General features: G+C 62.6%; 17 protein-coding genes. 12 read left to right on the top strand and 5 right to left on the bottom strand.

Annotated elements, in window-relative coordinates:
• The first annotated feature begins 5 nt into the window (after positions 1 to 5).
• Positions 6 to 545, top strand: a complete 540-nt coding sequence (gene def / locus CEW87_RS16070) for a peptide deformylase (RefSeq protein ID WP_108974606.1) — start codon at positions 6 to 8, stop codon at positions 543 to 545.
• 31 nt (positions 546 to 576) lie between these two features.
• Here def and CEW87_RS16065 read toward each other — a convergent pair whose 3' ends face one another.
• Together CEW87_RS16065 and CEW87_RS16060 are read right to left on the bottom strand one after the other, a co-directional pair.
• On the bottom strand, positions 577 to 1878 hold the full coding sequence (locus CEW87_RS16065) for a D-amino acid dehydrogenase (RefSeq protein ID WP_108974604.1): 1302 nt from the start codon (positions 1876 to 1878) through the stop codon (positions 577 to 579).
• A 95-nt stretch (positions 1879 to 1973) separates the two neighbouring features.
• Complete coding sequence (locus CEW87_RS16060) at positions 1974 to 2813, bottom strand: IclR family transcriptional regulator (protein WP_108974602.1); 840 nt, start codon at positions 2811 to 2813, stop codon at positions 1974 to 1976.
• 170 nt (positions 2814 to 2983) lie between these two features.
• On the opposite strand from CEW87_RS16060, the gene xsc reads away from it, so the two are divergent.
• The 3 genes from xsc to CEW87_RS16045 all read left to right on the top strand — a co-directional run bounded on the left by xsc (position 2984) and on the right by CEW87_RS16045 (position 6858).
• Positions 2984 to 4804, top strand: coding sequence for a sulfoacetaldehyde acetyltransferase (gene xsc / locus CEW87_RS16055; RefSeq protein ID WP_108974558.1), 1821 nt, complete (start codon positions 2984 to 2986; stop codon positions 4802 to 4804).
• 200 nt (positions 4805 to 5004) lie between these two features.
• On the top strand, positions 5005 to 6021 hold the full coding sequence (gene pta, locus CEW87_RS16050) for a phosphate acetyltransferase (RefSeq protein ID WP_108974600.1): 1017 nt from the start codon (positions 5005 to 5007) through the stop codon (positions 6019 to 6021).
• Positions 6022 to 6096: 75 nt separating this feature from the next.
• Positions 6097 to 6858, top strand: a complete 762-nt coding sequence (locus tag CEW87_RS16045) for a sulfite exporter TauE/SafE family protein (protein ID WP_108974598.1) — start codon at positions 6097 to 6099, stop codon at positions 6856 to 6858.
• Between the two features lie 26 nt (positions 6859 to 6884).
• On the opposite strand, the gene CEW87_RS16040 is transcribed toward CEW87_RS16045, so the two are convergent.
• Positions 6885 to 7736 (bottom strand): IclR family transcriptional regulator, encoded by an 852-nt coding sequence (locus CEW87_RS16040; RefSeq protein WP_108974596.1) that lies wholly within the window; start codon positions 7734 to 7736, stop codon positions 6885 to 6887.
• A 160-nt stretch (positions 7737 to 7896) separates the two neighbouring features.
• Between CEW87_RS16040 and CEW87_RS16035 the strand changes: the two genes are divergently transcribed.
• The 4 genes from CEW87_RS16035 (at position 7897) to CEW87_RS16020 (ending at position 12704) form a co-directional block, all read left to right on the top strand.
• A complete protein-coding gene (locus tag CEW87_RS16035; protein WP_108974594.1) occupies positions 7897 to 9492 on the top strand; it encodes a GMC family oxidoreductase in 1596 nt (531 codons plus the stop codon).
• A gap of 71 nt (positions 9493 to 9563) precedes the next feature.
• The gene (locus CEW87_RS16030) at positions 9564 to 10790 is read left to right on the top strand and encodes a TRAP transporter substrate-binding protein (protein WP_108974592.1); all 1227 of its coding nucleotides are present in this window, start codon (positions 9564 to 9566) and stop codon (positions 10788 to 10790) included.
• Between the two features lie 84 nt (positions 10791 to 10874).
• Positions 10875 to 11408 carry a TRAP transporter small permease gene (locus tag CEW87_RS16025; protein WP_108974590.1) on the top strand — a complete coding sequence of 178 codons (534 nt, stop codon included), beginning with the start codon at positions 10875 to 10877 and terminating at the stop codon, positions 11406 to 11408.
• Positions 11409 to 11417: 9 nt separating this feature from the next.
• Positions 11418 to 12704: a TRAP transporter large permease gene (locus tag CEW87_RS16020; RefSeq protein WP_108974588.1), complete on the top strand. Its 1287-nt coding sequence runs from the start codon at positions 11418 to 11420 to the stop codon at positions 12702 to 12704.
• A 71-nt stretch (positions 12705 to 12775) separates the two neighbouring features.
• On the opposite strand, the gene CEW87_RS16015 is transcribed toward CEW87_RS16020, so the two are convergent.
• Positions 12776 to 13024, bottom strand: a complete 249-nt coding sequence (locus CEW87_RS16015) for a zinc-binding dehydrogenase (protein ID WP_199917035.1) — start codon at positions 13022 to 13024, stop codon at positions 12776 to 12778.
• 33 nt (positions 13025 to 13057) lie between these two features.
• Here CEW87_RS16015 and CEW87_RS22485 point away from each other — a divergent pair, with 33 nt between their 5' ends.
• From CEW87_RS22485 to CEW87_RS16005, 3 genes are all read left to right on the top strand, one after another.
• Entirely contained in the window at positions 13058 to 13207 is a 150-nt protein-coding gene (locus CEW87_RS22485) for a hypothetical protein (protein ID WP_159098194.1), read from the top strand.
• A 284-nt stretch (positions 13208 to 13491) separates the two neighbouring features.
• Positions 13492 to 13824 carry a thioredoxin family protein gene (locus CEW87_RS16010; RefSeq protein WP_108974585.1) on the top strand — a complete coding sequence of 111 codons (333 nt, stop codon included), beginning with the start codon at positions 13492 to 13494 and terminating at the stop codon, positions 13822 to 13824.
• Positions 13821 to 14558 (top strand): hypothetical protein, encoded by a 738-nt coding sequence (locus CEW87_RS16005; RefSeq protein WP_108974583.1) that lies wholly within the window; start codon positions 13821 to 13823, stop codon positions 14556 to 14558. Before CEW87_RS16010 ends, CEW87_RS16005 begins: the two co-directional genes overlap by 4 nt.
• A gap of 45 nt (positions 14559 to 14603) precedes the next feature.
• On the opposite strand, the gene CEW87_RS16000 is transcribed toward CEW87_RS16005, so the two are convergent.
• A complete protein-coding gene (locus CEW87_RS16000; RefSeq protein ID WP_108974581.1) occupies positions 14604 to 14918 on the bottom strand; it encodes a BON domain-containing protein in 315 nt (104 codons plus the stop codon).
• Between the two features lie 283 nt (positions 14919 to 15201).
• Between CEW87_RS16000 and CEW87_RS15995 the strand changes: the two genes are divergently transcribed.
• Positions 15202 to 17526, top strand: coding sequence for an acetate/propionate family kinase (locus CEW87_RS15995; protein WP_108974579.1), 2325 nt, complete (start codon positions 15202 to 15204; stop codon positions 17524 to 17526).
• The last annotated feature ends 8 nt before the right edge of the window (positions 17527 to 17534 follow it).

Genomic DNA, 17534 nt, shown 5'->3' with positions numbered 1-17534 from the left:
CCGCCATGACCGTCCGCAGCATCCTGAAAATGGGCGACCCACGCCTGCTCCAGCCCGCCGCGCCAGTGAAGGCCTTCGGCACACGCGAGCTGAACACCCTGATTGCCGACATGTTCGACACCATGGCCGCGGCCGGTGGCGTCGGCCTCGCAGCGCCCCAGATCGGCGTCGGATTGCAGCTGGTGATTTTCGGTTTCGAGCGCAGCGCGCGCTATCCCGATGCACCGGCTGTTCCGCCCACCATCCTGATCAATCCCGTGCTCACGCCGCTCGGCGCAGAAGAAGATGAGGACTGGGAGGGCTGCCTGTCGGTGCCGGGCCTGCGCGGCGTCGTGCCGCGTTTTCGCCGCCTGCGCTACCAGGGCTTCGATGCCGACGGCACACCGCTCGACCGCTGCGTGGACGGGTTTCATGCGCGGGTTGTCCAGCACGAGTGCGACCATCTGATCGGCACCCTGTACCCGATGCGGGTTCGTGATTTCAGCCGTTTTGGCTATACCGACGTGCTGTTCCCGGCCCAGGGGGATGCGCCCGCAGCCGAATGACCCCGTTCCCGCCGGGCCACCGGACCTGCGCTCAGCGCTGGATCGACAGTTCTCCGGCCGTTTCGCGGGCGCTGCCATCCTGCCCGACAAACGGGAACGCCAGGCCTGGCGCCCGTGAGCTCAGCAGATCAGCCAGCGCCGCGCCCGAGCCACAGGCCATGGTCCAGCCCAGCGTGCCGTGCCCGGTGTTGAGCCAGAGATTGGGCAGCGCCGTGCGCCCGATCAGCGGCACACTGGACGGTGTGACCGGACGCAGCCCGCACCACAGTTCGGGTTCGCGGGTCTCGCGCAGATCGGGGAAAAGACTGCGGGTGCGCGCGAGCAAGGCATTGCTTCGTGCAGGATTGAGCGACAGGTCGTAGCCGTTGAATTCCGCTGTACCCGCGACCCGCAGGCGATTGCCCAGACGGGAGAACACCAGTTTGTGGCCGTCGTCGGTGAGACTGACGGTAGGCGCGACGGAATCGGGCGCCAGGGCCAGCGTTGCTGAATAGCCCTTGGCGGGATACACCGGAATACGCAGTCCGAGCGGGCGCAGCACGAGCGGGCTGTAGCTCCCCAGCGCGACCACACAGGCGTCGACCTCGATGCGTTCACCGGTGTCGGTGAGCACCGCGGATACGCGTTCGTCTTTGCGCTCAAGCGCCCGGACCCCGTCGCCGAGCATGAAACGCACACCGATCCGCCGACAATGCGCTGCCAGTTGCCGGGTAAAGGCATGGGCATCGCCCGACTCGTCCTCACGGGTGTAATCGCCACCAACGAGCGCGGACGAACTTGAAGCCAGCGCCGGTTCGAGCGCAATGCATTCGTCCACGCTCAGCAGTTTTCGGTCGCAACCGAACTCACGCATGATGCCAGCCGCATGTACCGCCGCCCGATACTCGGCAGGATCGGTATAGAAATGCAGAATCCCGCGCTCCAGATGGTCGTAGTGCAGCCCGCCTTCACCCGCAAGTTCGCGCCGCAGGCTACCGAGGCACTGGCGGCTGTACGAGGCCAGATTCAGAATGTGGCGGATGTTCTGCCGCGTGCGCCCCGGCAGGCACTCGCGCAGGAAGCGCAGCGTCCAGCCAAGCAAGGCCGGATCGGCGCGCAGACGAAAGAGCAAGGGCGCATCTTCGCGGCCGAGCCAGGACAGGGCTTTCAGCGGCGTAGACGGGTTCGCCCACGGTTCGGCGTGAGACACCGCAATCTGGCCGCCGTTGGCGAAGCTCGTTTCCAGTCCGGTGTCCGGCTGGCGGTCGATCACCGTCACCTCGAATCCGGCTCGCGCCAGATACCAGGCCGACGCAACGCCGACCACACCGGCCCCCAGCACCGCAACTCTCATCATGCATCTCCGCTTGTTGTGGGCGCCTTGGCTGCAGTCCCTGCACAACCCCGGACTCAGGCGCTGCTCTCGGGCGCTATTCTCGGGCACCGCTCTCAGGCGCTGCTCTGACTGCTCTCCGGCATGGCATCGGCCTCGATCTTTGCCATGGCCTGTGCCGCCCGCTGCAGCGCGGGCAGCAGCTTGAGCACCTTGTCGTGGCTCAGCCGCATCACCGGCGCCTGGATCGCGATCCCCGTGTTCGAGCGCCCGTTCGGGTTCGGCACCAGCACCGCCAGACAGAACAGCCCCGGCAGGAACTCTTCGTCGTCAAACGCGTACCCGTCCCGGCTCACCCGCTCCACCTCCGCGTCGAGCGCCTCGAACGTGGTCAGCGTGCGCGCGGTGTATTTCTCCAGCGGCGTGTGTTCGAGCAGGCGCTTGCGCTGGCTCGGGCTCATCTGCCCCAGAAACAGCTTCCCGCTGGCCGAACAGTGCGCCGGCACCCGTGAGCCTGGGTGCAGGTAAAAGCGCAGCGGCGCCGGCGTCTCCACCCGGTCCAGATACAGCACTTCGCTGCCCGACAGCGCGGTGAGGTTGCAGCTCTCGCCCACTTCATCGACCAGCTGGCGCAGCACCGCGCGTCGCGCGCCGTGCACCGTGTTGTTCAACAGCAGCTGCTCGGCCATGCGCCGCAGCCGCATCCCCGTACTGTAGTGACGCCCGTCGCCGTCCCGTTGCAGCATCCCCGCGCTCTCGAGCTGCTGCAGCATCCGGTGCAGCGTCGGCTTCGGGAGCCCCGTCTCTTCCACCAGCGATTGCAGCGAGAAGAACTGGTTCTTCTGCGCGATCACTTCGAGCAGCGCAAACAGGCGCAGCGTCGGCGTATCCCCGTCGATGCGGGCGATCTCCGGCTGCGTGGCGCTCTGATGTGGCGTGTGTGTGGTGTCGTTCATGGCCGTTCCATCATAGTTCAGTTTCTTTTTCCGATACAAGTCGTATCGTTTTTTGAAATTTGTCGTTGACTCCCATCTCTCGCCAGCCTAAAGTTCGTCTCAATCTCACTTATCGGAACTCTTCGTACCGGTTTCGATATAAAACCATCCCTAACAGGAGACAGCGCATCATGAGCGATCAGAACAGCCAAGCCAACCGGTCCGTGCCCGTCGGTCCCACCCGCATGACCCCTTCCGAGGCCTTCGTCGAGACCCTGGTCTCGAACGGCGTGACCGACATGTTCGGCATCATGGGCTCGGCCTTCATGGATGCGATGGATATCTTCGCGCCGGCCGGCATCCGCCTGATCCCGGTGGTGCATGAGCAGGGCGCCGGCCACATGGCCGATGGCTTCTCCCGCGTCTCGGGTCGCCACGGCGTGGTGATCGGCCAGAACGGCCCCGGCATCTCCAACTGCGTGACCGCGATCGGCGCCGCCTTCTGGGCCCACAGCCCGGTGGTGATCGTGACCCCGGAGACGGGCACCATGGGCATGGGGCTGGGTGGTTTCCAGGAGTGCAACCAGTTGCCGATGTTCCAGGAGTTCACCAAGTACCAGGGCCACGTGACCCACCCGGCGCGCATGGCCGAGTACACCGGGCGCTGTTTCGATCGCGCCATGAGCGAGATGGGCCCGACCCAGCTGAACATTCCGCGTGACTATTTCTACGGCGACATTACCTGCGAGATTCCGAAGCCCGCCCGTCTGGACCGTGGCGCCGGTGGCGAGCACTCGCTGGACGAGGCCGCTGCGCTCTTGGCCACGGCCAAGTTCCCGGTGATCATCTCCGGCGGTGGCGTGGTGATGGCCGATGCGGTCGAGGAGTGCAAGGCGCTGGCCGAGCGCCTGGGCGCACCGGTGGTCAATAGCTACCTGCACAACGATTCCTTCCCCGCGAGCCATCCGCTGTGGTGCGGCCCGCTGGGCTACCAGGGTTCGAAGGCGGCGATGAAGCTGATGGCGCAGGCCGACGTGGTGGTGGCGCTGGGTTCGCGTCTGGGCCCCTTCGGCACCCTGCCCCAGCACGGCATGGACTACTGGCCCAAGAACGCGAAGATCATTCAGATCGACGCCGACAACAAGATGCTCGGCCTGGTGAAGAAGATCTCGGTGGGGATCTGCGGCGATGCGAAGGCGGCCGCCGTGGCGCTGACCCGTCGTCTGGAAGGCAAGACCCTGGCGTGCGATGCCGACAAGGCCGCGCGTGCGCAGAAGATCGCCGATGAGAAGGCGGCGTGGGAGAAGGAGCTCGACGAGTGGACGCACGAGAAGGATGCCTTCAGCCTCGACATGATCGAGGAGAACGCGAAGGAGAAGACCTTCCAGGGTGGCGACTATCTGCATCCGCGTCAGGTGCTGCGTGAGCTCGAGAAGGCGATGCCCGAGGACGTGATGGTGTCGACCGACATCGGCAACATCAACTCGGTGGCCAACAGCTACCTGCGCTTCGAGAAGCCGCGTTCCTTCTTCGCTGCGATGAGCTTCGGCAACTGCGGCTACGCCTTCCCCACCATCATCGGTGCCAAGGTCGCCGCGCCCCATCGTCCGGCCGTGTCCTACGCCGGCGACGGTGCCTGGGGCATGAGCCTGATGGAAACCATGACTTGCGTGCGTCACAACATCCCGGTCACCGCGGTGGTGTTCCACAACCGTCAGTGGGGTGCGGAGAAGAAGAACCAGGTCGATTTCTACAACCGTCGCTTCGTCGCCGGTGAGCTCGACAACCAGTCCTTCGCCGAGATCGCCCGCGCCATGGGCGCCGAGGGCATCACCGTCGACAAAATCGAGGATGTCGGCCCCGCGCTGAAGAAGGCCATCGACATGCAGATGAACGAAGGCAAGACCACCATCATCGAGATCATGTGCACCCGTGAGCTCGGCGACCCCTTCCGCCGCGATGCACTGTCCAAGCCCGTGCGTCACCTCGACAAGTACAAGGACTACGTCTGACCTGCTGAGCAAATGCAGAGGCGATTGCTGACCCCTCAGGCAATCGTCTCTGTTGCTGCACCCTGTCTGCACCGCTCAATCCAGACCCATCCCTCCTTGGATTGAGTTTTTCGCCGGAAGTCCTGGTCCCCCTTAACCAGGGTTTCCGGCGCATTTTTTTCTGCACCTCCCACAGCCGGACTTCGTGAGGAACGAGACTGATGAAAGCGCTCAACCGAATCATTGAGCAGGCGCAAAGCGCGCCCGCGCGGATTGCATTGTCCGAAGGTGACGACGCCCGCGTACTCGAGGCTGCCGTACGTGCAACCCGAGAAGGCATTGCCCGGATCATTCTGGTCGGGGATCGCACCCGCAGCACCGCATTGGCAGCCGAGCACGGACTGCCGCTCGACGGCATCGAGTTTCACAACCCGGCCGACGCCCCCAATCAGGCAGCGCTCGCCCGCACCCTGTTCGAGTTGCGCAGCAAGAAAGGCATGACCGCCGAGCAGGCAGAGACTGCTGCACGCGACCCGCTGGTCTGTGCCAACCTGCTGGTACGCACCGGCTACGCCGACGGCACCGTATCGGGCGCAGTCCGCACCACCGCGGATGTCGTGCGCAATGCGATCCAGGTGATCGGCGTGAACCCGTCATTCAAGCTCGTGTCCAGCTTCTTCCTGATGATGCTGTGCGAGCCCTTTCATACGCTCAAGGGCGGACTGATCTTCTCCGACTGCGGTCTGGTCGTCGATCCGAACGCAACCGAACTGTCCGAGATCGCCATGGCCGCAGCGGACAGCGCACGCAACCTGCTGATGGAAGAACCGCGGGTTGCGATGCTGTCCTTCTCCACCAGCGGCAGCGCCCGCCACGCCGCGGTAGACAAGGTGGTCGAGGCGTCGCGCCTGGTGAAGACACAGCGCCCCGGGCTGGCCATCGACGAAGATGTGCAGCTCGATGCCGCCATCGTCGCCGAGATCGCCAACCGCAAGCTGCCGGCATCCCAGGTCAAGGGCAAGGCCAACGTCCTGATCTTCCCCAACCTCGAAGCCGGCAACATCGGCTACAAGCTGGCCGAGCGCGTAGGGGGTGCGGTCGCCATCGGCCCTCTGCTGCAAGGACTGGCCAAACCCGCCAACGACCTCTCGCGCGGCTGCAGCGCAGAAGACGTCTTTCACGTCATCGCGGTCACCGTGGTGCAGGCACTGACAGCAAAGTCGGCGGCTGCCGCATAAGGCGCTGGCACCGAACGCCCGGACCGGCCCCATCCGGATCGCGCCGGGCGTCTGACCTAACTGGGCGGACAAACAATGAGTATCGAACACCTCACCGCACTCATGTTTGTGATTGCGATTGCGACATATATCCAGACCGTGACCGGTTTCGGTCTAGGGATGATCGTGATGGGTGCGACGAGTGGATTCGAGCTCGCACCGGTACCGGTCGTGGCCGCGGTCGTCAGCCTGATCACCCTGGTCAACAGCGCCGTGGCGCTGCCAGGGCGCATGCACCTTGTTGACTGGCGGGCGGCAAGAGCGGTGCTGCTCGGCGTCATCCCGTCGATCGTGGCCGGCGTTCTGCTGCTCAACTACCTGAACAGCGCCGCATCTATCATTCTGAAACTCCTGCTCGGCGCGGTCATCACCTACAGCGGTGTGGTGTTCGCACTGCGCCCGACGCAACACGCGGAACGCTCGCCGGACCGCGGCTTCTTCGTCTGCGGACTGTTCTCCGGCCTGTTCGGCGGTCTCTTCGGCATGGCCGGCCCCCCCGCGATCTTCCACTTCTATCGCCAGCCGATGGATCTGGCTGTCGTGCGCCACATGCTGCTGCTGGTGTTCGCCTTCACCTCAAGCACCCGCACCGTCTACCTCGGCGCAATCGGCGAACTTACGCGCGAGATCTGGATGCTGTCTGCAGTGGCGGCACTGCTCGTCGCACTCGCCACTGCGGCCGGCAGGCACTACCCGCCACCGCTGGCACAGGTCACGATGCGGCGCATTGCCTTCGGCATCCTGATCCTGATCGGTGCAGGCCTGATGGTGTCGGCACTCTCCGAGCTGGCATTCTGAATGGATCAGTGCCGGGGTCCGGGGTATCAGCTTTCCGGAAAGAGGATGGCACCCATCTCGGTGGCAGCAGACCTCAGTTGCGGCACATTCTCGAACAGATTGTCCAGCGACAGGCGCGCCGTCGGCGCATGACAGGCAATCGCTGCAACCACCTTGCCGTCCGGGCCGTGAACCGGAACCGACACAGCGATCATTCCGCGCACGAACTCCTCGTTGTCGACCCCGACGCCGCGCTTCATGTTCTTCGCCAGCTCGGCCTCCAGTTCCTGGCGGTCGATGATCGTGTGCGGCGAATGCCGGGCGAGCACCTGGCGCGACAGAATGCTCTGGCGCTCGAGCAGCGTCATGGACGCAAGAAAGAGCTTTCCGCTGGCCGTGCAGTGCATCGGCACCCAGGTCCCGAGGGGAAGGTGCATGCGCAGCGGCTCGCTCGTTTCTACACGTTCGACATAGAGCACCCTGCCTGCGTCCGGCACCGTCAGGTTGCAGGTTTCTCCGAGCTTGTTAACGAGGTTGCGCAGCACCGCCCTGCATGCCCGCCGCATGTTGGTTCCGCGCAGGGTCTTCAGCGCCAGCGTATTGGCACGCGGCCCGGTAACGAAGCCTCTCTCGGCAGGCATGTGCAGCACGTAACCGTGCTTCTCCATCGACTGCAGCAAGCGCATCAGCGTGCTCTTGGGTACGCGCATCAGGCCCGCAAGTTGCGCCAGCGTCAGCGGTTGCGTCGATTCGGTGAGGAGTTCCAGAACGGTGAGTGGCCGCAGTCTTCGCACATCCTCATTGGCGCCGTCGAGTTCGGACAGCGTTTCATCGAATTCGTCCGGATCAGGCAATGCTGCAGTGCGATTCTGGTCCGCTTGAACGCGATTCTGTTTCATTTTCTGCCTCCAGTGCAGATTAGTCTTGGTTTTTCTTATGCCTCGATCAATAGTCACTATACAGCTTTTATGAAACGCAGCGTTTCACTTTCAAAAACAGGCTTCGACACCTAGAGTTGAAACCCTCTATGTCGAACGGAGCAATCAGGAGACACCGTTCATGGCCCACGAAGTGGATTACATCGTTGTTGGTGCAGGTTCGGCGGGCTGTGTGCTCGCCAACCGGCTGAGCGAGGACTCGGGCAGCAAGGTTCTGCTGCTTGAGGCAGGCGGCCCCGACAACAACCCCTGGATTCACATTCCGGTTGGTTACTTCAAGACCATGCACGACCCCCGCTATGACTGGTGCTACCGCACCGAGGCCGACGAAGGCCTTGCCGGGCGCCAGTTGCAATGGCCCCGGGGCAAGGTACTGGGTGGCTCCAGCTCCCTGAACGGCCTGCTCTATGTACGCGGCCAGCATGAGGATTACGATCGCTGGGAAGCCCTCGGCAACAAGGGCTGGAGCTTCAAGGACGTCCTGCCCTACTTCAAGAAATCTGAAGACCAGGAACGTGGCGCGAGCGAATACCACGGCGCAGGCGGCCCACTGAAGGTCTCCGACCTTCGCCTCCGCCGTCCGATTGCCGACCACTTCATCGCGGCCGCACAGGATATCGGCATCCCGCTGAACGACGACTACAACGGCGCCAAACAGGAAGGCGTAGGCTACTTCCAGCAGACCGCGCACAAGGGCTTCCGCTGGAGCACGGCGAAAGGCTTCCTGCGTCCGGCACGCAAGCGCCCGAACCTGATCGTCGAAACCCGGGCCCAGACCACCCGTATCCTGTTCGAGGGCAAGCGCGCTGCAGGCATCGAATACATGCAGGGCGGAAAACTGTGCACGGCACGCGCACGTGCTGAAGTCATTCTCGCCGCAGGCGCGATCGGCTCGCCGCAGATCCTGCAGAACTCGGGGGTAGGCCCAGCCGACGTACTGAACAAGGCCGGCGTTGCCCTTCATCACGAACTGCCCGGCGTAGGCCGCAACCTGCAGGATCACCTCCAGGTACGTCTGGTACTCAAGACGCGTGAGCGCACCCTCAACGACGAAGTGAACAGCCCAATCCACAAGCTGTGGATTGGCATGCAATACATGATGTCACGCACCGGCCCGCTGACGCTGGCCGCCAGCCAGGTCACCATCTTCACCCGCTCGGGCCCCGAGGCAGAGCGCCCCGACATCCAGTTCCACATGCAGCCGCTCAGCGCCGACAAGCCGGGCGAAGGTGCGCACCCCTTCTCGGCCTTTACCGCGTCGGTGTGCCAGCTGCGTCCATTCAGCCGCGGCCACATCGAGATCAAGTCCAACGACCCGCTCGAGTACCCGGCGATCCATCCCAATTACCTGTCGGACGAGCGCGACCACCCGGTCGTGATCGGCGGCATCAAGGTTGCCCGCCGTATCGCACAGGCCCCCTCGCTCAAGCCGCACATCATTTCCGAGTTTGTCCCCGGCGAGCAGTTCCAGACCGATGCCGAACTGCTCGATGCCGCACGACGCTACAGCCAGTCCATCTACCACCCCGCCGGCACCTGCAAGATGGGGCACGACCCTCTCGCCGTTGTCGACGACCGTCTGAAGGTTCACGGCCTCGACGGACTGCGCGTGGTCGATGCCTCGATCATGCCCGAACTCGTATCGGGCAACACCAACGCCCCGACGATCATGATTGCCGAAAAAGCGGCCGACATGATCAAGGCCGACAGACGCTGAACCAGCGTAGCAGCCACACCACTTTTACAAGGGCAATAAAGCCCGTCATGCCACCCAGAGGAGACACTCAAATGGCCAATCAGACACCCCTTGATCGTCGCGGATTCCTGCGCATCGCAGGTCGTTACGGATTGACGTCAACCGTGCTTGCCGCGACCGGCATCGTTGGCCCGCTCACCCTTGAAGGCGTTGCGCAGGCGGCCGCCGCCACGGCTGACGCGCGTAACGCGAGCACCCCGCTGATGACGCTCAAGTTCGGTGCTTCGGGCTTTAACGAAGAGAACCTGAAGATCCAGGAATCGGGTCAGCTGTGGTTCGCACAGGAACTCGAAAAGCGCAGCAACGGCGCGCTGAAGGTCGAGTTCATCGGCAGCAACGCCATCTGCAACCAGCTCGACTGCGTCAAGAAGGCCCAGCAAGGCATCATCGACCTGTTCTCGGCCAGCACGCAGAACTCGGCTGGCGCAGCGCCCTATTACAACGTGCTCGACTTTGCCTACATGTTCCCGTCGCGCGCCGCACAGCACTACTTCCTCTACCATCCGAAGAGCGAGAAGCTGTTCCGCGAGCCGATGCGCAAGCGTCACAACATCCAGTTCCTTTACAGCCACTGCGAGCTGCGCGGTCTCATGCTCGGCAAGAAGTTCGCCGACGCGCCGCTGATCACCAGCATCGACCAACTCGCTGGCACCAAGAACCGCGTCACCGGCACCCAGCTCGGGCGCATCGCGATGCAGCTGATGAACCTCAACCCGGTGCCCATCTCCTGGGAAGAAACCCTCGACGGCCTCAAGCAAGGCCTGATCGATGGCGCAGAAACCTGGATGGGTGCAGCAGCCTATGCGAACATGGCGCCCGTGCTGTCGCAAGCGGTGGATCTGAAGTTCTTCTGCGGTACCGAACACACCGCAATGAACAACAAGACCTTCGAAAAGCTGCCGTCGAACCTTCAGGATGTGGTGATGGAAACCTCGTTCGCCGCCCAGCAATACACCCAGCGCGAGCAGGAAAAGGCGCTTATCGAGGTCGTTGGTGCTACCCCCAACCCCGGCCCCGACACCGTGTTCGGCAAGAACAAGGTGCGTGTGGCCACGCTCTCCGATGCGGAGATTCTCAAGGCCGAAAAGATGTGCTCGCCCGAGTACAACCCCAAGCCGTGGGAAGAGTGGCGCGAGCGTCTGTCCAAGATGTCGGGTGGTCAGGACGTGTACAAGGAAATCTTCGACATCGCGCGCGAGATCCCGAAGAACACCGCGGTAGCCGACGTGAAAGCACGCCGCTGGTGGCAGAACGCCTGATTGGCACAAGCCTTCAGTGAGCACACGGCCGACTCCGCTCCGCGCGGGGTCGGCGCCCACCGTCATGTTTTTGGAGACATCCCCATGTCGTACCTGATGGCGCTACTTCGGTGGCTGGACCGCAACGCCGAACGCACACTCATCCTTATCGCATACTCCAGCATGGCCCTGATCATCGTGTATGCGGTCTTCGAACGCTACGTTTTCAGCACCCAGATTCCATGGAGCACATCGATCCCCATCTACCTGTTCCTATGGGTGGCGTGGGTTGGTTGCGCCTATAACGTCAAGAAGCGCACGCACCTGGTGTTCAACGACTTTCGCCTGCGCATGCCTTACGGCATGCAGTTCGCAATGATGTGGCTCGACACCATACTGTGGATCGGTTTCGGCTCCATCGTTGCCTGGTTCACCATCGAACAGACTCAGCTGGCCTATGACAACTTCGCCATCGTGCAGGGCACGGACAACGTCATGCAATGGTGGTTCTACCTCGCCACGCCCGTCGGCTGGGGAATCCTGATGATTCGGGCGCTGCAGAATCTCATGCAGGACATCGGCCGCTTTCGCCGCCGCGAACCCTTCCTGGTCGACATCCAGACCGTCGGCGGAGACTGAGGAGCAAGCATGGACAACTCAATACTTATCACGCTCGTATCGCTTGGCGTTACCGGCCTGTTCCTGGTCGGCGTGCCGATCTTTCTCGTCATCGCGCTCTGGGTAACCGGTGTCTCGCTGGTGATCGATTTCACGCTGGCCAACATCGGCGTCACGCTGTTCGAAGGGCTCAACTTCTTCGGCCTGCTGTCACTGCCGCTCTTCATCCTCACCGGTGACCTGATTGCCGCCGCCGGCATCGCCACCCGCCTGGCCAACTTCGCCCATGCCTGCCTGAGCTGGATGCGCGGCGGCCTGGGGCTGGCAACAATCGGCTCCTGCGGGCTGTTTGCGGCCATCTCAGGCTCGAACTCGGCCACCACGGCGACCATCGGCGGCATCATGCATCCGCTGCTCAAGGCCGACGGCTACGACAGCCGGTTTGCCGCCGCAACTGCAGCAGCAGGCGGCACGGTCGGGATCATCATTCCGCCGTCCATCATCTTCATCGTGTATGGCTTCCTGATGAACCTGTCGATCTCCGACCTGTTCGTCGCCGGCATCCTGCCCGGCATGCTGATGGTGATCGCGATGCAGGCGGTGTGCTGGTGGATGTGTCGCAAGCACGGCTGGGGCTCGGTTACGCCGCTCGACATGAAGCGCGTGTTCCGCACGGCACGGCAGGCTTACCTCGGTTTCTTTGCGATCTTCATCGTCATCTTCGGCATCTACTCGGGCATCTTCTCGCCCACCGAAGCGGCCGCGATCACCGTGGGTTTCTGCCTCGTTGCCGGTCTGCTGCTGACGCGTGAGATCAAGTGGAAAGCACTGCCCGACATCCTGCTGCGCTCAGGCCAGCTGACGGGCATGCTGGCACCGATGATCGCAGTGTCGATCGTGATGCAGCAGGTGTTCGCACTGCTCGGTGCGGCAGAGACGGTCTCTGCATTCGTGGCCTGGTTCGGCAACGGTGAAACCGTCGTGCTGCTGGTGTGCATGGGCATCGTGCTCGCTGCGGGCTGCATTCTCGAGAGCCTGCCCGTCACGGTGATCTTTGCCCCGATCCTGGCCCCGATCGCGGTGGCTACCGGTGTCGATCCGGTTCACTTCTCGGTGATCTTCCTTGTCGGTGCGGCCATCGGCTTCATCACGCCGCCTTTCGGACTGAACCTGTTCGTTGCAAGTGGCGTCACCGGCATTCCGTACTCGCAGCTCGTACGATTCGCCGTGATGTACATGACCGGACTGGTGATCTCCTGGCTGCTGATCGCCTTCGTCCCGTGGCTGTCGCTGGGACTGATCCCGACGCCGGGCTGAGCCCACTCGGCAGGTCAACGAAAAAAGCGGTCACAGAGAACACTGTGGCCGCTTTTTTTCGGGCTCCGGGTCTATGCAGCCGGCAGCAGGACCAGTTTGCCGACGAACTTCTTGTCCATGAAATCCTGTTGTGCCTGCACGATGTCTGCAAGCGGATAGATTCGGGAAACGAGCGGACGGATCTCGCCCCGCTCGATGTAGCCGACCAGGTTCTCGAACACTTCACGCGGCAGCCAGGTGCAGCCAAAGAAGTTCAGACCCTTGAGATACAGCGTGCGCATGTCGAGCGCAATCAGCGGCCCGCCGATCGCACCTGCCACGGCATAACGGCCACCGCGACGCAGACCGCAAGCATGCGCCCGCTGCCAGGCACCTTCATGCAGAGCACGGCCGCACTCAGGATGAACATGATCTGCTCACCACTTGTCGGCAAGGCAATCCTCGAACGCCTTGGCGACTGCATGCGCAGGGCCGGCTCGCAGCTCAGGCATCGGATGCACTGAGCAAAGGCCGCCGGGCCGGATTTTGGCGTGGCGCGGCATACGTATCGCACGATGATCTGCGATGCCAGTGAGAAGCTGACTGAAAGCGAGATTGCTTGAGCGCGACTGCCTCTGATAACCGCCGCCGCAAGCGTCGCGAATCGCGCATGGAAGGTATCCCCGTACGCGCCTGAGCGTCTGATCACCCGGGCACCGGGAAAGCTGCATCCTGCCCGGGTGCATTAAGACCGGAATTCGCGGATGCATTATCCTTTCAGGATCCTTCCATTGACCGGATTGCGCCCATGCCCCAAAACAGCCCGTATCAGACCAGTCAGCTCACCCGCGACGAAATTGACGCACTCGACGAAGCCATCGTGCTGGATTTCGGTACCGACTGGTGTGGTCACTGCAACGCGGCCGCGCCACTGGTTGCAGCAGCAATGAACGGTCATGCCGGGGTACGCCATATCAAGGTCGAAGACGGCCCCGGTCGGCGGCTCGGTCGCAGCTTCGGCGTGAAGCTGTGGCCCTCGCTGATTTTTGTGCGTAAAGGCCAGGAAATTGCCCGCCTCGTGCGCCCGGGCAAGCAGGAAGACATCGAGCAGGCGCTCCAGGCACTCGAGTCTGCAACGTGATCTCCTGCGACTTCAGCGAACTGAACCGCGTCGGCCTCAACCTGCAGGCGGTCTTCAACGTGCACACCCTGCCCGCGACAATCCGCTCGCAACTGCGGCAGTGCGTTGAAGACGGCGAGGAATTCCGCCAGCTCATTCTGATCGGCAACGCAGGGCCGACGCTGTGGTCGGCTGTGGGGGCGGCCGGGATTGAAAGCGCCGATCCGATCGACGACTTCAGCATCGAGACTGTTTCCGGCTGGTTCAACGCCTGCTTTGGCGACTGCCGCCATCAACGCATTTACCCCGGCAACACACCCGTTGGCCTGCAGATGCTTGGCAGCCTCGCGGGCTGGCACCATGCCTCACCATTCAAGGTAGGGATCAACCAGGACTGGGGCACCTGGTTCGCTTACCGGGTGGCCTTGCTTGCGAACACCGCACTCCCGGTCACTCAGGCGCAACACCCCCAGGCGAAACACACCGTTTCGCCCTGCGACAACTGTCGCGACAAACCCTGTATTCCGGCCTGCCCTGCGCAGGCAATGGCAAGTGGTGATTTCGACCTGGACCGGTGCATCGACTACCGCCGCCAGCCACGCTCGCGTTGCGCTGCAAGCTGTGTCGCCCGGCTGAGTTGTCCGGTCGGTTCGAGTCACCGCTATCAGCCGGAGCAGATTGCCCACGGATACGCGAACTCGCTAAAGATGATCGAGCGCTATCGAAACGCGAGCACTTCAAGCGACAGTAAGTGAGAGCAAACGGGCTTCAGGTCCGCCCTGCGCCCGTTTGCCCGCGGATCATTTGATCAGCATGTCGTTCTTGACCGAACTCACACCGGGAACAGCGCGCGTCACCTCAATCGCCTTGTTCGCCATGGCGCGCGAAGTCACAAACCCGCTGAGCTGCACAACGCCCTTGAAGGTCTCGACGTTGATCTCGGCGACCTTGAGCATTGGCTCATTGAAGATGGCCGCTTTCACCTTGGCGGTGATCACGGTGTCGTCGACGTACTCTCCCGTACCTGCCTTCTTGTCGGTGCTGGCGCATCCGACGACAGTCAACAAAGAAAAAGCCAGGAAAAGTGCGCTGAGATACTTGCCGAACTGTTTCATGATGAGCTCCTGAATTATGAGGGTGCGGATCAACTGTCTCTCATCAAGGGCAATCCGGCCCGGGAAGAAGAACACAACCCTTCCCCCCAAAATACCCTCGCATCCGCTATATGAGCGTATGCACTCCTATGACGGCAAACAGTTCGATACCGCACATATGCGAAAAGCAGGGTTTTCATGTACTCGCTCACGAACGAAGCAAAGAATCGGTTTTGTGCGGTGCAACAAACTGTTAATCTGATGCTTGATTGAATAGCGATAGCGGACTTGAGCGATGACGGGTATGAGCGAAACGGATCTGAAGCAGTTTTTTCTCGAGCGGGTTCGACTGTTCGAGAGCTTCCCCGCGGACAAGGTGGAGGAAATCCTCTCCAGGTCCCGTCTTGCGACCTTCGAGGGCAACGAGGCGATCCTCGAGACCGGCGACGAAGGGAAGTTCATGGGCGTCGTGATCAGCGGAATCGCCGAGGTATCGACCTCCGACAACACGGGCACCCGCACGGTGATCAGCCAGCTGGACGAAGGCGACGTGTTCGGCGTGATATCGCTGCTCACCGGCGAACCCATCGTGGCCGACGTCATTGCCGGCAGTCGCTGCTTCGTGCTGATGATTCCGCAAGACGTCTTCCAGACGTACATCCTGACCAATCCGAAGTGCGTCGCCTATCTGTCGCGCCTGCATGCCGAGCGCATCCGGACCATGACGTCGGACCTCGCCGCGTCAAAGTGCAAGGCCAGGGCCCGCTCCGACGATCCCTACGCGCTGTCGCTCGCAACCGACACCGCGGGCAAGGTCGTCGTACTGAACGTCGGCATCAGCCAGATCCACTTCGGCATTTACGATACGCACGACCTCGACTCGGACGTGCACGGCATCATCGACAATACCGACCGCGACCGTGTGCATATCAGCGTCAGCGTGGGGCCGCAGACGCGCAGCATGGAGCGTGAGCCCTTTCCGCTCTCCGATCTGTTCGCGGTCATGCAGGCGTCCTGCGCCCTGCTCGGCGAGGCTTTTGCCTTTCACCTGCAGGACGTGAGTGCTGTCGGCCACCGGGTGGTGCATGGTGGCAGCAAGTTCTCCAGCTCGGTGGTGATCACCCCCGCGGTGATTGCAGACATCGAAGCGCTTTCCGTGTTCGCGCCGCTGCACAACCCGGCAAACGTCAAGGGCATTCGCGAGGCAATGAAGCAGTTGCCCGGCGTGCCTCAGGTCGCGGTGTTCGACACGGCTTTCCACCAGACCCTGCCGCCCTACGCCTATCTTTACGGCCTGCCCTACGATCTTTACAAGAAAGACGGCATCCGGCGCTATGGTTTTCACGGCACCTCGCACCGTTACGTGTCGCTGAAGGCCGCAGAGGTCCTCAAGCGCCCCCTCGGCGAACTTGAGATCGTGTCCTGCCACCTTGGCATTGGCGCCTCATTGTGCGCAATCGATCATGGCCGTTCGGTCGACACCACGATGGGCATGACGCCCACCGACGGCCTCATCATGCCCAGTCGCTCGGGGAGCATCGACCCCGCGGTCATGATCCAGCTGCTGCAGCACCACGACATGACGCCGGCCCAGCTGTCGGACCTGATCAACACCGAGAGCGGTCTCAAGGGCATCTCGGGCATTTCCAGCGACATTCACGAGATCGAAGCCGCAGCCAGTGCCGGCCACCATCGTGCACTCCTCGCACACAAGGCTTTCTGCTACCAGATCCGCAAGAACATCGGCGCCTATGTGGCGGCAATGGGCGGCATCGACGTGCTGACCTTCACCGGCGACATCGGCGAAACCAGCGCCACGGTGCGCAGCCTGGCGTGTCAGGGCCTGAGCTACATGGGCATCAAGCTCGACGAGGAGAAGAACCGCAACGTCGGAAAGCTCGGCGCGTACAAGATCATTTCGGCCGACGACTCACCAGTGACCATTCTCGTGATCGCCAACGACGACGAGCGGCTCGTGGCCTGGGAAAGCCTGCGTGCAATCGAACGCAACGAGTTGATCCAGGCGATGAAGGAAGATCAGGCAGAGGCGCCGATCCCGATCGAGATCTCGGCACACCATGTGCATCTGTCGCAGGCCGATGTGGAGAAGCTCTTCGGCCCCGGTCACCAGCTCACGCCGGAGCATGAGCTGTCCCAGCCGGGGCAGTTTGCCTGCGCCGAGAAGGTGCATCTGGTCGGCCCGAAGGGCCGCATTGCCAACGTCCGGGTGCTCGGCCCGACGCGCAAGGAAACGCAGGTCGAGATCGCGATGACGGAGCAGTTCAAGGTCGGCATTCAGCCGCCGATCCGTCAGTCAGGCGATCTCGCCAACACGCCCGGCATCACGCTTGAGGGCCCGGCGGGCAGTGCCGTAATCGAGCGCGGCGTGATCTGCGCGCAGCGCCACATCCACATGACGCCGGAAGATGCCTTGCGTTTCCGGGTGCGCGACAACTACGTCGTGCGCGTGCGCATCGAGGGTGAGCGCGAACTGATTTTCGGGGACGTCGTCGTCCGCGTGAACCCGGCGTTCCGCCTGGCGATGCATATCGACACCGACGAAGGCAATGCGGCAAACATTCGCACCGGCATGATCGGCTACATCGACGAGATCCAGAGCCGCCACTAGGCATGCAA

Source organism: Parazoarcus communis, from assembly GCF_003111665.1.
Lineage (GTDB): Bacteria > Pseudomonadota > Gammaproteobacteria > Burkholderiales > Rhodocyclaceae > Parazoarcus > Parazoarcus communis_B.
This window is presented reverse-complemented; position numbering and strand designations above follow the sequence as displayed.

Bases quoted from the DNA above. Each gene is read 5' to 3' on its own strand.
- def (WP_108974606.1), top strand. From the start codon at position 6: ATGACCGTCCGCAGCATCCTGAAAATGGGCGACCCACGCCTGCTCCAG.
- CEW87_RS16065 (WP_108974604.1), bottom strand. From the start codon at position 1,878: ATGAGAGTTGCGGTGCTGGGGGCCGGTGTGGTCGGCGTTGCGTCGGCC.
- CEW87_RS16060 (WP_108974602.1), bottom strand. From the start codon at position 2,813: ATGAACGACACCACACACACGCCACATCAGAGCGCCACGCAGCCGGAG.
- xsc (WP_108974558.1), top strand. From the start codon at position 2,984: ATGAGCGATCAGAACAGCCAAGCCAACCGGTCCGTGCCCGTCGGTCCC.
- pta (WP_108974600.1), top strand. From the start codon at position 5,005: ATGAAAGCGCTCAACCGAATCATTGAGCAGGCGCAAAGCGCGCCCGCG.
- CEW87_RS16045 (WP_108974598.1), top strand. From the start codon at position 6,097: ATGAGTATCGAACACCTCACCGCACTCATGTTTGTGATTGCGATTGCG.
- CEW87_RS16040 (WP_108974596.1), bottom strand. From the start codon at position 7,736: ATGAAACAGAATCGCGTTCAAGCGGACCAGAATCGCACTGCAGCATTG.
- CEW87_RS16035 (WP_108974594.1), top strand. From the start codon at position 7,897: ATGGCCCACGAAGTGGATTACATCGTTGTTGGTGCAGGTTCGGCGGGC.
- CEW87_RS16030 (WP_108974592.1), top strand. From the start codon at position 9,564: ATGGCCAATCAGACACCCCTTGATCGTCGCGGATTCCTGCGCATCGCA.
- CEW87_RS16025 (WP_108974590.1), top strand. From the start codon at position 10,875: ATGTCGTACCTGATGGCGCTACTTCGGTGGCTGGACCGCAACGCCGAA.
- CEW87_RS16020 (WP_108974588.1), top strand. From the start codon at position 11,418: ATGGACAACTCAATACTTATCACGCTCGTATCGCTTGGCGTTACCGGC.
- CEW87_RS22485 (WP_159098194.1), top strand. From the start codon at position 13,058: ATGCGCCCGCTGCCAGGCACCTTCATGCAGAGCACGGCCGCACTCAGG.
- CEW87_RS16010 (WP_108974585.1), top strand. From the start codon at position 13,492: ATGCCCCAAAACAGCCCGTATCAGACCAGTCAGCTCACCCGCGACGAA.
- CEW87_RS16000 (WP_108974581.1), bottom strand. From the start codon at position 14,918: ATGAAACAGTTCGGCAAGTATCTCAGCGCACTTTTCCTGGCTTTTTCT.
- CEW87_RS15995 (WP_108974579.1), top strand. From the start codon at position 15,202: ATGAGCGAAACGGATCTGAAGCAGTTTTTTCTCGAGCGGGTTCGACTG.